This window comes from Nonomuraea aurantiaca (assembly GCF_020215705.1).
Taxonomy (GTDB): domain Bacteria; phylum Actinomycetota; class Actinomycetes; order Streptosporangiales; family Streptosporangiaceae; genus Nonomuraea; species Nonomuraea aurantiaca.
The window spans coordinates 1-13,560 of record NZ_JAIWNB010000019.1 but is presented as its reverse complement, the minus strand read 5'-3'; the positions used below and the strand labels follow the sequence as shown (position 1 = coordinate 13,560).

Sequence of the window (13,560 nt, the reverse complement as noted above, 5' to 3'; positions counted from 1 at the left end):
GCGGCTACGAGACGACTTCCAGCGGTAGGTCGTTGCCGCGCCAGATAGCTGCCAACGCCTGAATCGGCACGTTGAGCGCCTCGCCGAGGCAGACGATCGTGCCGAATCCGGGAGAGGGCAGTCGTCCGGTCTCGATCTTGCGCAGGGTCTCCGGCGAGATGCCGGCCGCGTGCGCGACTTCCGCCAGGTCGCGTCCCGCTCGCGCGTGACGCAGCAGGGCGCCGAGACGCCTGCCGGCTTCGATCTGATCAGGTGTGAGCGGCTGGCGGACCATGCCCCCAGAATAGGGCTGGTATTACTATACCTGCAAGCATCAGGGTGCCGGTATAGTAATACCAGCATCCTGTGAAGCGAGGTAATCATGATTGAACTGAAGACGCCTGCGGAGATCCAACGCATGCACGTGGCAGGGCGCTTCGTCGCCGAGGTGCTCTCCGAGGTCGGCCGGCTCGCCGACGTGGGCGTCAATCTCCTGGACCTGGAGCACCACGTGCGCGGCATGATCAAACGGTCCGGGGCGGAGTCGTGCTACTGGGACTACGCGCCGTCCTTCGGACACGGCCCGTTCCGCAATGTCATCTGCCTGTCGGTCAACGACGCCGTCCTGCACGGAATACCCCACGACTACACACTGCGTGACGGCGACGTACTCAGCGCGGACCTCGCGGTCAGCGTCGACGGCTGGGTGGCCGACTCGGCGCGCACGGTCGTCGTCGGGACCGCCGCCGAGGAGGACCTACGCATTATCCGCGCCACCGAGGAAGCGTTGGAGGCGGCGATCGAGGTGGCGCGTCCGGGCAATCGCCTGGGTGACATCTCGGCGGCCATCTGGGCGGTAGCCCACGACTACGGCTACCCGGTCAACACCGAGTTCGGTGGCCACGGCATTGGCCGCACCATGCACGAGGGGCCCCACGTTTCGAACAGGGGCCGAGCAGGGCGCGGCCTTACGCTCCGGCCGGGCCTGACCCTCGCGCTCGAACCCTGGTTCGCCCGCACGACCGACCGGATCGTCTACGACGCCGACGGCTGGACCATTCGGTCGGCGGACGGCTCGCGCACGGCCCACTCCGAGCACACGGTAGCCATCACCGAGGACGCCCCCTTGGTGCTCACCCGCCGCATGGCTGAGTGCGGGTAGACGTGCCGTGCCCGCATGTTCGGTCCCTGACGCTGCAGTTCGCCGACGACCCGAACTACCGCCAGGGGTGGAGGCCACAGAATGCGCTATTCGCTTCGGGGAGGCTCATCCATCAGGACGACGTCTAACCGTGGTTGAGAAGCTCTTCGAGCAGGTCCCCGAAAGCCGTAGGAACGATGATCGGCTCCTCGCCGAGGCGTAGTTCCACGCCGTTGCCAGTGACGGTGACACCCTGGGAACCGACGGGCATAGGTTGGACCATGTGCGGGTAAACCAGCTTCACCCCTGGCCGACGAGTACCGCGGAGGCGGAGGCGATCCAGGAGCGCCTCCGGCTTCACGTCGAGCTGACCGGCCCGACCTCGTTCACGTTGGTGGCGGGACTTGACGTGCACTACCACGGTGAGGACGAGGTAGCCGCCGCCGTGGTGGTGCTCTCCGCAACCGCCGCCACGGACGACCACACACAGGACGTGGCGGGCGATCTCGTGGTGGTCGAGCGAGTGGTGGTTCGTGGCAAGGCGCGGTTTCCGTACGTGCCGGGGCTCTTCGCCTTTCGTGAGCTGCCCGCGCTGGTCGAGGCGCTCGAACGGCTCACCGTCACCCCTGACCTGCTGGTCTGCGACGGGTACGGCCTGGCGCATCCGCGCGGGTTCGGCCTGGCCTGCCACCTGGGCGTGCTCACCGGGCTGCCCGCGATCGGCGTGGGCAAGACCCACTTCGTCGGCACCCACGACGCCCCGGACCCCGCTCGGGGCGCATGGACGCCGATCGAGCTGGACGGCTCGACCGTGGGCCGAGCCCTGCGTACGCAGCCGAACGTCAAGCCGGTGTACGTGTCGCAGGGCCACCGCATCACCCTCGACACGGCCTGCGCCGAGGTCCTGCGGCTCTCGCCGTACCACCGCCTGCCGGAGCCCATCCGCAAGGCCGATCACCTGGCCAGACACGGCGACCTGTAGCCGGCGGCAACGACCGGTAACCGGCGATCACCCGTGACCGACCATCACCTTTCACCGGCGATCCGGGCAACGGCATCCCAGTCAGCGGCGCCAAGCCCAGACCAGCAGCCACACACTCAGTCCGAAGACCGCCATCCCGAGCGGCACGTGCACGGTCAGCACACCCGCCCCACCCACCGCCGACTGCACGAACCCGAGCAGCAGGATCGCCAGCCCGACCAGCACGGGCCATCCCGCCCCACGCCCCGGCCGCCACACCAGCATGGCCGCGACGAGCTGCGCCAGCCCCAGCACGTGTACGGCCCCGGCCCCCATGTCGTGCGCCCCCGCCGACGCCCCGCTGAGCAGCTGGCCCGCCGTCACGGCCTGGAAGAGCACCGCCAGCGTGTTCAGTGCGGTAATGATCTTGAACCCGGTCAGATATCCGGTCCCCTTGGCGGCCTGAGTTACCACTCGCTTCTCCTTTGACCTCGTGAGGTCTCAAGGATCTTGCCGTCACGACACCGCGGCATCCGACGCCCGTCGTCATCCTCTGTACGCCAGGAGGCGTACACGGCGAGGCCCGTACCTTCGCTGATCTCCCGTAGGCAGGCACACCCAGCCCATGCGGATGCATGCTCTGGCGAAACAACCGGATCACAAGCGTCGTCAGGCGTACAGGCGTTCCAGGACCGCGGCCACCCCGTGGTCGTCGTTGGACAAAGTGCGCCGCTCGACGGCCGCCATCACCATGTGGTGCGCGTTGGCCATCGCGTACCCCGCCCCGGCGAAGGTGAGGACCGCGAGGTCGTTGGGCATGTCGCCGAACGCCACCACCTCGGCCGCGTCCACCCCCCGCACCTCGCACAGCCGGGCCAGCGTGCCGGCCTTCGTCACCCCGGGAGCGCTGATCTCCAGCAGCCCGCTGCCGCCCGAGTGCGTCACCTCGGCCTGGCCCTCGACGGCCACCACGGCGGCGGTGAACATCTCGTCCACCGCGTGCGTCGCCGACCAGGCCAGCAGCTTGACGACCGGCTCACCCTCCTCGCAGGCGTCCGTGACCTCGCGGGTGAAGGGCAGGTCCGGGAGGATGCGCCTGGTGTAGGCGGGCTCGACCAGGACCTGCCGACCCGTCTCCACCGCGAAGGCGACGCCGGGCAGGGCCTCGCGGAGCGTCTCCATCAGCTTCCTCGCGGCGGCGAGGTCGAGTGCGTACATGCTGGTGATCTCGCGGGTGTCCAGGTCGTAGACGATGCCGCCGTTGCTGCAGACCGCGGTGCCCGTGACGTCCGCCATCGCGGCGATCGGGTCCACGCCGCGTGGCGGCCGGGCGGTGACGAACACGATGTCCGCTCCGGCGTCGCGGGCGCGCCCCAGGGCGCGGCGGGTACGCGGGGACACGGAGCCGGTGGAGTCGAGGAGAGTGCCGTCAAGGTCTGTTGCCACGATGCGGGGTGGGATCACTTCACCATTAAATCCGGTGCGGCTCCGCGCCTCTTTGGGGTATATGTCGGGCGTTAGGGAGGAATTCATGCCGAGCCATCCCAGGCGTACCACGCTGGCCACCGTCGCCGCTTCGGCCGGCGTGTCCGTGGCCACCGTGTCCAAGGTGCTCAACGGCCGCCGCGAAGTCGCGCCTGACACTCGTACGCTGGTGCAGTCCCTGCTGGTGGAACACGGCTACGTCCCGCGCTCGTCGCACCCGGACCGGGCGGACGGGTCGGCCACGGTCGAGATGTGGCTGGACGACATGTGCGCCTACTCCACCGAGGTCGTCAAGGGCACGATCGAGGCCGGTGCCGAGTCGGGTGTGGCGGTCGTCGTCACCGGCACGAAAGACCTGGCCGGCGGCGGCGCATCCTGGGCTCGCGACCTGGTCGCCGCCGGGCGGCGGGCGGTGATCACCCTTACCAACGGGCCGACCGCGGCCCAGCTCGCCGCGCTGTCGCGCGTCCGCTTACCGGTGGTCGTCATCGACCCGCTGAACCTGCCGGACGCCCCCGTGAGCAGCGTCGGCTGCACCAACTTCGCCGGTGGTCTGTCCGCCACGCAGCATCTGCTGGACCTCGGCCACCGCCGCATCGCCTACCTCGGGGGACCCGCGACCACGGCCGTCAACCAGGCACGCATGCAGGGCTTCCGCGCCGCCATGGAAGCCGCGGGCGTGCCCGTACCTCCCGAATATGTGCGCACGGGGGGCTTCTGCTATCCCCACGGGCTGCAGGAAGGGGCCGCCGTGCTGGACCTGGACCCCACGCCGACCGCCGTCTTCGCCGCCGGCGACGAGAGCGCCCTCGGCGCCATCCAGGCCGCCAGGGCCCGTGGCCTGCGCGTCCCCGAAGACCTCAGCGTCGTCGGCTTCGACGACACCGAGCTCGCGACCATGACCTCGCCGCAGCTGACCACCGTACGCCAGCCGCTGCGCGAGATGGGCGCCGTCGCCCTGCGCACCGCCTTGCGCCTGGCCGCGGGCGAGAAAATCGACTCCCGCCATGTCGAACTCGCCACCGAACTCGTCGTACGCGGCTCCACCCGCGCCGCCGACCTCTCAGAGGCGCATCTCTGACGGCATCGTCGTGGTCGCGTTGAGGAGTTCCACGCCGAGCAGCTCTCCCGACTCCGCGTAGTCGAGCACGACATCCTCCGAGAGGGTCTGCCGCACCGCCTCTCCTGGCACTATTTCGTGCTTCATCGCGATATAGGCGACGTCGTGTTCCTTCTCCCACCGGACGTACACCGTGTGCTCGCGTCCGTCGGCAGGCTCCTCGTCCCAGCTCAGCAGCCCTTCCTTGGCCTCGTGCGAGCCGGCGAGCGCGGCCCGCACCATGGTCATGGCGAGTTCGAGCGCCTGGAGCGAGTCGACGCCGCTGACCTTGCGATCGTGCTCCCACCCGGCGAGCCCGTCGATCCGGTAGGGGCACGACCACTCCCCCGTCGGCTCCTCGATCGGCAGCCCGATCGTGACGACGGCCTCGCGTAGCGGCTCGGTGCGCAGCGTCAGTGTGCGGTGGGCGATCTCGTACATGTCAGCTGATCTACCCCGGAGGCGAACTCTGGAAGACTGGAGGCGAGAAGAGGCGGCCCATATCGCCATGGTCGAAAAGCTTTCCCGCCTCGGACCGGCGCCGTTAGTCTGCGTACGTCGCGAGGGGAGTCCAGTGGTGAATGAGTCGTTCGGGACACGGTTGCGGTCCAGGCTCGACAAGTACGGCCCACTCTGCGTAGGCATCGACCCCAGCCCGGCGCTGCTCGACGCGTGGGGGCTCGACGACTCCCCGGCCGGGCTGGAGCGGTTCAGCCGTACCGTGGTCGACGCGATCGGTGACGTGGCGGCGGTGGTCAAGCCGCAGTCCGCCTTCTACGAGCGCTGGGGCAGCCGGGGCATCGCGGTGCTGGAGAGCGTCATCGCCGACCTGCGTGAGGCGGGCACGGTGGTGATCCTCGACGTCAAGCGGGGCGACATCGGCAGCACGATGGCCGCCTACGCCGAGGCGTACCTCGACCGGGGCAGCCCGCTGGCGGTCGACGCCGTGACGCTCAGCCCCTACCTCGGGTTCGGTTCGCTGGAGGGCGCGATCACGTCGGCGATCGCCAACGACGCGGGCGTCTTCGTCCTGGCGCGCACCTCCAACCCGGAGGCCGTCGCGCTGCAGACGGCGGTCGCGGGCGAGATCTTCGCGGGCGCCGCGGCGGCGAACGCGGGCCGGGCCCCGCTGGGTCCGGTCGGCGTCGTGATCGGCGCCACCCTCCCGTCGCTGGAGCATCCGCTGGAGCAGCTCAACGGCCCGATCCTGGCGCCGGGCCTGGGCGCGCAGGGCGCCGCTCCGGCCGACCTGGCCCGGCTGTTCGGTCCTGTACGCCAGGCGGTCGTCCCGTCGGTGTCGCGGGCCGTGCTCGCCGATCCGGAGCGGATCCGCGAGCTGGTGCTGCGCTACCGCGACGACTGCGCCCACCACCTGTCCTCCTGACGGGCTCGCTCCCGGACTAGGGACATCCCTAGGTTCCGTCCTGACGCGGTTCGTGCCCCGGCGTACTGATCATTGAGGTTCTGACGCGGTGGCCTCAGCCCAGCCGGTCCCGGGCTGATCAGAACAGCCGGAGTCGAGGAGCCCTCATGCCCGCTTTCCCGTACGCCGACGATCTCGCCGAAGAGCTGGCCTCGATGGCCGGGGAGGTGCCCGCCACGGTGAGCGTGCTGGGGCTCGCCGTACCCGAGCCGCGCACGGTCCAGCGCCGCCTGGAGGAGCTCGTCCTGGCCGTCGCCGGTCTGCGCGACGGCGCCGCCCCCCTCCCTGGAGACGGTGACCCACCAGGATCGGACCACGGTGTGGCTGCCGGGCCGGTTGCGGGCCGTGGGGTTCCACGCGTCGGGCTCGATGACCGTGCATCTCGACCTGCCGCCGTCCGAGGACCTCTTCGAGAACGACCCCGGCGACGCGGAGCTGCCGGGCGCTCGGCTCGTTCCGGCATTACGTATGTGATCTTCCGGTGTACGGCAGGGCGTCGTCCACCGTGGAGCTGGGCGCGAGCGGCGGCGTGACGTCGCTGAGCGTGTCGACCCGCCGCTTCGCCGGTGACGGGGGCGGCGCGACGGTCGCCGAGCCCGAGGTACGGACGCCGGCCCAGGCGGCGCGGGAGGTCGCGGCCCGGGTGGCGGAGTCCTTCGCCGGCATGGAGGACACCCGGCTGACGCCGCAGTGGTTCCGTTTCGGTTACCTGAGCCTCGGTCGCCGGCGGCCGCAGCCGCTGCTCACGCCGTTCTACATCGCCAGCATCAGGGTCCAGAGCGAGACCGAGGTCTCGGCGCACGTGACCGCGGTGCCGGGCTGTGAGGGACGGTTCTCCCCGACTTTGAACCTGGTCCCCAAGCCGCGCCGCGTGGCTTAAGCAGGTCGTGCCGCTCGATTGACGGCGGCGAGCAGGGCGCGGACGGAGGCGGTCAGTACGGAGGTGTCGCGGCCCGCTCCCCACCGGACCGTCTCGCCCACGCGTGCCTCCACGTAGGCGACGGCCTGGCTGTCCTGACCCGGCCCGGTGGCGTGCTGCGCGTAGTGGAGGATGTCGACCCCGCCCAGCGCGCCGGCCAGCGCCGACAGCGGACCGTTGCCGGTCCCCCGCAGCTCACCGCCGTCATCGCGCCGGGTGCCGGCGAACGCGTGGACCCCCGGTTCGCTCTCGGCGGTGCTCCAGCCGGCGAGCGCGTACGGCCCGTCGTCCGCCGGATCCAGGTAGGCGGCCTGGAAGAGCCGCCACAGCTCCTCGGCCGTCATCTCCGCGCCGCTGCCGTCCGTGGCCCGCTGGACGACCGCCGAGAAGTCGATCTGGAGCCGTCGCGGCAGGTCGAGCCCCTGGTGGGTACTGAGCAGGTAGGCGATGCCGCCCTTGCCCGGCTGGCTGTTGACGCGGATCACGGCCTGGTAATCGCGGCCGACGTCGGCGGGGTCGATCGGCAGGTACGGCACCTCCCAGGGCGCCTGCTCCACCGGAACGCCCAGCTCGGCGGCCCGCTTGGCGTGGTGGGCCAGGCCCTTGCCGATGGCGTCCTGGTGGGTGCCGGAGAAGGCGGTGTAGACCAGGTCACCGGCGTACGGGTGGCGGTCGGGGACGGGCAGCCGGTTGCAGTGCTCGACCGTACGGCGGATGGCGTCGATGTCGGAGAGGTCCAGCATCGGGTCGACGCCCTGCGAGTGCAGGTTGAGCGCGAGCGTGACCAGGTCGACGTTGCCGGTGCGCTCGCCGTTGCCGAACAGGCAGCCTTCGACCCGCTGCGCCCCGGCCAGCAGCGCCAGCTCCGCGCAGGCGACGCCGGTACCGCGGTCGTTGTGCGGGTGCACCGAGAGGATCACCGAGTCGCGGCGGGCCAGGTGGCGGTGCATGTACTCGATCTGGTCGGCGTAGACGTTCGGGGTGGCGGTCTCGACCGTGGCGGGCAGGTTGTGGATGACCGGGCGGTCCGGGCTCGCCTCCCACAGGGCCGTCAGGTCGTCGCACACCTCCAGCACGTAGTCGGGCTCGGTGAGGTTGAACACCTCGGGCGAGAACTCGTACCTGATCGGCGGCCCCGGACGGGCGTCGGCCAGGCGGGCGACGTGCGCGGCCGCGTCCTTGATGAGGGCGCGCAACGCCTCCCGGTCATGACCGAGCACGACGTCACGCCAGACGGGAGCGGTCGCCGTGTAGAGGTGGACGACGACACGCGGCAGTCCCTCGACGGAGGCGAAGGTCCGCTCGATCAGGTCGCGCCTGGCGGCCGTGAACACGACGATCGTCACGTCCTCCGGCACCGCCCCCGGCGCTGCCAGGTCGCGGACGAAGTCGAAGTCCGTCTGGCTGGCCGACGGGTAGCCGACCTCGATCTCCTTGAAGCCCATGGCCACCAGCAGCTCGAACATCCGCCGCTTGCGCGCCGGGTCCATCGGCTCGGCCAGCGCCTGGTTGCCGTCGCGCAGGTCCACGGGCACCCACAGCGGGGCCCGCTCGATGCGCCGCGCGGGCCAGCCGCGCTCGGTCAGCGGCACCTCGACGCGCCGGTGGGCGGGCTGGTAGCGGTGGTACGGCATGGCGCTGGGGCGTTGCGGGTTCCAGTCGTGCACGGGGTTTCCTTCCCGGTCGTTCTTCTGAGGTTCGACCGGCACTGCGGAGCCACCGCGGCGGGGTGCCGGTCGTTCAGGCCCCGCCGCGGCGGCCGAGAAGGAGACCACGTGACGTCATGCCGGGTACACTAACCACAACACAGGTCCTCAGACAACCTGAGAGGTAAACCCGCGATGCCGCTCGGCACCCTCCGTCCCAGTCCGCTGGTCGAACAGGCCACCGAGCACCTGCGCGAGCAGATCACCGGCGGGCACTGGCCGGTCGGCACCCGGCTCCCCGGCGAGAACGCTCTGGCCAAGACCCTCGGCGTCGGCCGCTCCACCGTGCGCGAGGCGCTGCGCGCGCTGGCGGGCGCCGGGCTGGTGCAGGCCCGCCAGGGCAGCGGCGTGTTCGTCATCGCCACCGAACCGGCCGCCGACTGGCCCACCCGCCTCCGCCGGGCCGCGATCACCGACGTCTACGAGGTGCGGATGATGGTCGAGACCCAGGCCGCCCGCCTGGCCGCGACCCGCCGTACCGACGAGGACCTCGCCTCAATGGAGGCAGCCCTGCAGGCGCGCCGGGCGGCGGCCGGGGGCGACGACGGGGGTTTCGTGGACGCGGACATCGCGCTGCACGCGGCGGTCGTGGCGGCGGCGCGCAACCCGGTGCTCGACGACCTGTTCGCCGAGTTCGCCCCCAGGCTGCGGGGACGGCTGGTGGACGTGGTGGAGCTGCTGGGCCTGCGGCACGCCGACCCCAACCCCGGCGACGACACGCACGCCGCGCTGGTGGAGGCCATCAGGCGGGGGGACGGGGAGGCGGCGAGCCGCATCCTGCAGACGGAGCTGGAACAGACGCTGGCCTTGCTCCATCGCGACGAGGCCTGACGTAAGCGCCCGGCCGGGGATCGACCGTGGACTACGCCGATCCGGGGCGCCCGCCCCCGCGTCCCGCCGGCGGGGCCCGGTCTGCCCGGACCCCGCCGGCGGCGTACGACCGCTCAGCCGGTGAAGATCGCGCTGTGCAGGTCCACCGGGTTGGCGGCATCGCCGGTGGAGACGCCGTACACGGCCGTGAAGGCGTTGCCGACCGAGACGAGGCCGGTGTAGTCACCGAGCAGTCGTCCCACGCTCGTCAAGGGGACCTTCCGCGCGTCGAACGGCCCCTCGATGTGCTGCTCACGCCACGCTCCCGGCTTCGCGCAGCCGCTCGAGCAGGTCACAGCCCACAGGTCAGTGGGCAGGGTGGCCGGGTCGGACGTGTTGTTGCGGAAGTCGTAGTACGTGACCGCCACGGTGCCCGACTTGGACACGGCGACCATCGGTACGGCGGCGGAACCGGTGGGCGTCTTGTCCAGGTGGGCCGGGGCGGACCACGTCTTCCCGCCGTCCGCCGAGCGCGAGTAGGCCACGTGGAAGGTGCCGTCGGCCTCCTGGCTCTGCCAGACGGCGTTGACCACCTGGGTGCCCGGCTGGGCGGCCAGCTGCGGCAGGGCGGCGTTGCGTACCGGGTCACCCGAGTTGTCGGGGTCCGGGATGCGGGGGCCCACCGCGAGCGGGGCCGGGACGTTCAGCGTCGGCGCCGACCAGGTCTTGCCGCCGTCGGTCGAGCGGATGACCTGGGTGGAGCCGTCGGTGATCGTCTCGTGGTGCATGCCGATCAGCAGCGTCCCGTCCGGCAGCGGCACCAGCTGGGTGCCGATGACGCCGCTGTTGGTGGGCACGTCGTACACCTTGCTGCTGGTCCAGGTGCGTCCGTCATCGGTCGACTTGGCCAGGTAGATCGGCTGTACCCAGTTCGGCGTGGTGCTGGTCGACTGGTCGTCGATGCGGTCCCACACCGCGTAGACCACGCCCGGGTGATACGGGTCCGCGGTCACCGACGGGCGGTCGTTGAAGAACTGCGGATTGTCGTCCCGCTGCAGGGTGACGGGCTTGTCCCAGGTCCGGCCGCCGTCGCCGGAGCGGGCCACCAGGATGGCGGTCACGTCGCCGGCGCGCGACATCGACAACGACGCGGCCACCGCGGCACCCGATGGCGTGACGGTGACCCAGTTGTCCGTCGTGACGGCGTAGTCTCCGCCGTTGGCACTCGTGCCGCCGTTGCACTGGGAGAAGGCGGGCAGGTTCTGCGACTTCTGCCAGGTCAGGCCGTAGTCGTCCGACACGGCGGTGACCGCGCCGTTGCTGCCGTACCGGTTCCAGCGATCCTGCTGGTACACCGTGACGAGGTGTTGCGGACGGTTCGGGTCCCGCGCCAGCATGGGCAGGACTTCGGTGTTGGGGTTCAGGGTGTAGCCGTCAGCCGGGGGAAGTCCGCAGCCTGCGGGCAGCGGGCTGGTACCCGAGACCGGCCGGATGATGGCGGGCCCGCCGGTCGCGGCGCCGTCCGCGGCAGCGGGCTGCGCGACGGTGCCGGCCAGCAGGATGGCCGCTGCGGGTAACAGAACCCTGAAGCGTCGGATCACGAGCATTCCTCATCTTCGTTGTGTTGATGAAGACGTCACCGGCCCGCCGGGGGAATGTGCATTTCCCCGGCGGGCGGCGAACGACGCAGGGAAGGTTACCGGCACAAGATCAGTTTCGTCTGCCGAATGATCGCCAAGCCTCGAGCCCCCTGTCACCCGGTCGCGTCGAGGGCAGGCCGGAGTTCGGCCCAGGCCCATGCTCCGAGCGTCGTGTCGGTCGTGGTCACGGGGGTCCTCGGCTGCTCCGGAACGAATCCGTCGCGCAGTCCGGTCGACATGCCCATGATGGCCTCGACCTGCGCCGGGGACATGCCGGCACCGGCCAGCGTGGCGCGCATTTCGTCGTCGGCGACGCGGTGGGCGGTGACCTTGCGGCCCAGGACGTCGCCGACCACGGTCAGGGCATCGTCCCAGGACAGGTCCTGCGGTCCGTGCACGGCCTGCACCCGGCGTCCCGACCAGTCGGCGCGCAGCAGCAGGGACGCGGCCACCGCGGCGATGTCGGCCGGAGCGACCCAGGAGAACGGCGCGCCGGTGGGCAGGAGCACGGCCACGGATCCCGAACGGATGCTGTCGAGCTCGAACAGCAGGTTGCTGAAGAAGTAGCCGCACCGCAGGTGGGTGACAGCGAGTCCGGCGTGCTTGGCGACGACCCGGTCCAGCGCCTCCTCGGCGCGAGCCAGCCCGTCGATCTCACCGGCGCCCTCGCGGAGCTCCGCTCCGACGCTGCTCTGTAGGACGGTGCGGGAGATGTGGTTCTCGGCGACCGCGGCGGCGACGATCTCGCCGACCTCGGCGTACGCCGCGACGGGGTCGTCGGCCTCGCCGGGCGGCACGACCAGGAACAGCGCGTCGACGCCGCGGGTCGCCTCGGTGACGGCCGCGGCGTCCCGCAGGTCGACCTCGCGGGCGTCGACGAGGTCGCCCCAGGTCGCGCGGGGCTGCTCGGGGTGGCGGCTCAGCAGCCGCGGACGGACGCCGGCGCGGACCAGGTGACCGACCAGGAAGCGGCCGACGTTGCCGGACGGTGCTGTGATAGCGATCTCCATGACGTCCACCGTACGAGTAGATGTGGCCGGATCCTGTCCGCGATTGTGGTGACACTGGAGCCATGACCGAGTTCGACCCTGCCGACGGCGATCCCGCCGGACGGACCCTCCTGCTGCTGGAGTTGCTGGCCGCCCGGCCGAGCTGGTCGGCTGCCGATCTGGCCGGGCGGCTCGAGGTCAGCACCCGCACCGTGCGTCGCGACGTGGCCCGCCTGCAGCGGCTCGGCTACACCGTCGAGAGCCGGCCCGGGCCGGGCGGCCACTACGCGCTGCGGCCAGGGCACCGGATGCCGCCGCTGGTCTTCCAGGACGACGAGGTCGTGGCTCTGGTGGCGGCCCTGCGCATGGTCGAGGGGATCCTCGCCGGGGACGCCGCGCACCGGGCGCTGGCCAAGCTGTCGCAGGTGCTCCCGTGGCGGCTGCGCACCCTCCTGGACACCGCCGCGGCGGGCAGCGAGAACATCGAGGGCGAGCGCGGGGGCGTGGAACCCTCGACCCTGGCGGCGCTGCTCCGCGCGGCCGATCAGGACCTCGTGCTGCGGTTCGGCTACCGCGACCGGCACGGGACCGCCAGCCGGCGGCGGGTGGAGGCGGTGCGGTGCATCTACACCCGCGGACGCTGGTACGTTCTCGCCCACGACCTCGACGCCGGTGACTGGCGGGTGTTCCGCCTCGACCGCGTGCGGGAGCCGGAGGCGGGCGAACCAGGGTCCGGCGACCGCGGCCAGCCGGCCGACGACCTCGCGACCTGGCTCGCCACGGACTTCGGCCGTCGACCCCAGGGCTGAGAGCTCAGGCGGTCGCGGCGGCTTTCGGGTGGGCCTGTTCATCGGCGCTTCAACGATTGGACGTTAGACGTCATTAGGGCCAGGACGTTCGTATTCGCCGGGTGTGGAAGGCCGTGCCATGTTCCGTCCCGTACTCGTGGGTCTGGCGCTCGTCGTGGGCCCGGCGGTCACCGCCGCCCCCTCCTTGGCCGAGGCCGCGCCCCGGCCCGTGGTGGTCAAGGACGTGAGCATCCCGCCCGTACCCCTCAAGGACCTGCAGCGGTCCATCGCCGATGATCGCGGGGTCAAGCTGGGCGGGATCGGCAGCGGACTGTTCCCGGCCGAGCGGCGCGGGGACTACTGGATGGTCACCGACCGCGGCCCCAACGGGCAGGTGGGCGCGGACAAGCGGCGCACGTTCCCCATCCCGGAATTCGGCCCCGCGATCAACAAATCACTCGGCCGTCACGCTGGGCGAAGCCACCCAAACCCGTGTAGGGTCGGGGGCTGGCGCGGTGGCGTCTCCTGACGGTAGGGCCTGGGGCCTTCATGTTCCGCCGGTTTCCCGGTCGGTTGTGCCACCCCAGTGACCGTGGCCAGGTTCGTTGCTCCGTTTCCAG

Annotated in this window: 17 protein-coding genes; 9 read left to right on the top strand and 8 right to left on the bottom strand. The window is 71.2% G+C overall.

The window, feature by feature from the left end:
- Nucleotides 1-4: 4 nt before the first annotated feature.
- On the bottom strand, nt 5-274 hold the full coding sequence (locus LDL49_RS35720; RefSeq protein ID WP_225297937.1) for a helix-turn-helix domain-containing protein: 270 nt from the start codon (nt 272-274) through the stop codon (nt 5-7).
- 87 nt (nt 275-361) lie between these two features.
- Between LDL49_RS35720 and map the strand changes: the two genes are divergently transcribed.
- Nucleotides 362-1,141 (top strand): type I methionyl aminopeptidase, encoded by a 780-nt coding sequence (map, locus tag LDL49_RS35715; RefSeq protein ID WP_225297935.1) that lies wholly within the window; start codon nt 362-364, stop codon nt 1,139-1,141.
- A 124-nt stretch (nt 1,142-1,265) separates the two neighbouring features.
- On the opposite strand, the gene LDL49_RS57430 is transcribed toward map, so the two are convergent.
- Complete coding sequence (locus LDL49_RS57430) at nt 1,266-1,391, bottom strand: hypothetical protein (RefSeq protein ID WP_263655930.1); 126 nt, start codon at nt 1,389-1,391, stop codon at nt 1,266-1,268.
- Nucleotides 1,392-1,403: 12 nt separating this feature from the next.
- Here LDL49_RS57430 and LDL49_RS35710 point away from each other — a divergent pair, with 12 nt between their 5' ends.
- Nucleotides 1,404-2,102: an endonuclease V gene (locus LDL49_RS35710; RefSeq protein WP_225297933.1), complete on the top strand. Its 699-nt coding sequence runs from the start codon at nt 1,404-1,406 to the stop codon at nt 2,100-2,102.
- Between the two features lie 81 nt (nt 2,103-2,183).
- On the opposite strand, the gene LDL49_RS35705 is transcribed toward LDL49_RS35710, so the two are convergent.
- Both LDL49_RS35705 and LDL49_RS35700 read right to left on the bottom strand, forming a co-directional pair.
- Complete coding sequence (locus LDL49_RS35705; protein WP_225297930.1) at nt 2,184-2,555, bottom strand: hypothetical protein; 372 nt, start codon at nt 2,553-2,555, stop codon at nt 2,184-2,186.
- A gap of 195 nt (nt 2,556-2,750) precedes the next feature.
- The gene (locus LDL49_RS35700) at nt 2,751-3,545 is read right to left on the bottom strand and encodes an HAD-IIB family hydrolase (protein WP_225297929.1); all 795 of its coding nucleotides are present in this window, start codon (nt 3,543-3,545) and stop codon (nt 2,751-2,753) included.
- Between the two features lie 67 nt (nt 3,546-3,612).
- On the opposite strand from LDL49_RS35700, the gene LDL49_RS35695 reads away from it, so the two are divergent.
- Nucleotides 3,613-4,647 carry a LacI family DNA-binding transcriptional regulator gene (locus LDL49_RS35695; RefSeq protein WP_225297927.1) on the top strand — a complete coding sequence of 345 codons (1,035 nt, stop codon included), beginning with the start codon at nt 3,613-3,615 and terminating at the stop codon, nt 4,645-4,647.
- Here LDL49_RS35695 and LDL49_RS35690 read toward each other — a convergent pair.
- A complete protein-coding gene (locus LDL49_RS35690) occupies nt 4,630-5,106 on the bottom strand; it encodes a DUF2283 domain-containing protein (protein ID WP_225297925.1) in 477 nt (158 codons plus the stop codon). The genes LDL49_RS35695 and LDL49_RS35690 overlap by 18 nt on opposite strands.
- A 136-nt stretch (nt 5,107-5,242) precedes the next feature.
- Between LDL49_RS35690 and pyrF the strand changes: the two genes are divergently transcribed.
- The 3 genes from pyrF (at nt 5,243) to LDL49_RS35675 (ending at nt 6,968) form a co-directional block, all read left to right on the top strand.
- On the top strand, nt 5,243-6,049 hold the full coding sequence (gene pyrF, locus LDL49_RS35685) for an orotidine-5'-phosphate decarboxylase (RefSeq protein ID WP_225297923.1): 807 nt from the start codon (nt 5,243-5,245) through the stop codon (nt 6,047-6,049).
- Nucleotides 6,050-6,382: 333 nt separating this feature from the next.
- Nucleotides 6,383-6,562 carry a hypothetical protein gene (locus tag LDL49_RS35680; RefSeq protein ID WP_225297921.1) on the top strand — a complete coding sequence of 60 codons (180 nt, stop codon included), beginning with the start codon at nt 6,383-6,385 and terminating at the stop codon, nt 6,560-6,562.
- Nucleotides 6,563-6,569: 7 nt separating this feature from the next.
- Nucleotides 6,570-6,968 carry a hypothetical protein gene (locus LDL49_RS35675; RefSeq protein WP_225297919.1) on the top strand — a complete coding sequence of 133 codons (399 nt, stop codon included), beginning with the start codon at nt 6,570-6,572 and terminating at the stop codon, nt 6,966-6,968.
- Here LDL49_RS35675 and leuA read toward each other — a convergent pair.
- Nucleotides 6,965-8,641: a 2-isopropylmalate synthase gene (gene leuA / locus LDL49_RS35670; RefSeq protein ID WP_225298290.1), complete on the bottom strand. Its 1,677-nt coding sequence runs from the start codon at nt 8,639-8,641 to the stop codon at nt 6,965-6,967. The genes LDL49_RS35675 and leuA overlap by 4 nt on opposite strands.
- A gap of 207 nt (nt 8,642-8,848) precedes the next feature.
- Here leuA and LDL49_RS35665 point away from each other — a divergent pair, with 207 nt between their 5' ends.
- The gene (locus LDL49_RS35665; protein WP_225297917.1) at nt 8,849-9,544 is read left to right on the top strand and encodes a FadR/GntR family transcriptional regulator; all 696 of its coding nucleotides are present in this window, start codon (nt 8,849-8,851) and stop codon (nt 9,542-9,544) included.
- A 113-nt stretch (nt 9,545-9,657) separates the two neighbouring features.
- Here LDL49_RS35665 and LDL49_RS35660 read toward each other — a convergent pair whose 3' ends face one another.
- A complete protein-coding gene (locus LDL49_RS35660; RefSeq protein WP_225297915.1) occupies nt 9,658-11,124 on the bottom strand; it encodes a sialidase family protein in 1,467 nt (488 codons plus the stop codon).
- A 152-nt stretch (nt 11,125-11,276) separates the two neighbouring features.
- Nucleotides 11,277-12,173, bottom strand: a complete 897-nt coding sequence (locus tag LDL49_RS35655; RefSeq protein ID WP_225297913.1) for an NAD(P)H-binding protein — start codon at nt 12,171-12,173, stop codon at nt 11,277-11,279.
- 62 nt (nt 12,174-12,235) lie between these two features.
- Here LDL49_RS35655 and LDL49_RS35650 point away from each other — a divergent pair, with 62 nt between their 5' ends.
- Both LDL49_RS35650 and LDL49_RS35645 read left to right on the top strand, forming a co-directional pair.
- Nucleotides 12,236-12,961 carry a helix-turn-helix transcriptional regulator gene (locus LDL49_RS35650; RefSeq protein WP_225297911.1) on the top strand — a complete coding sequence of 242 codons (726 nt, stop codon included), beginning with the start codon at nt 12,236-12,238 and terminating at the stop codon, nt 12,959-12,961.
- Between the two features lie 118 nt (nt 12,962-13,079).
- On the top strand, nt 13,080-13,469 hold the full coding sequence (locus LDL49_RS35645; protein WP_225297909.1) for a hypothetical protein: 390 nt from the start codon (nt 13,080-13,082) through the stop codon (nt 13,467-13,469).
- Nucleotides 13,470-13,560 lie beyond the last annotated feature (91 nt).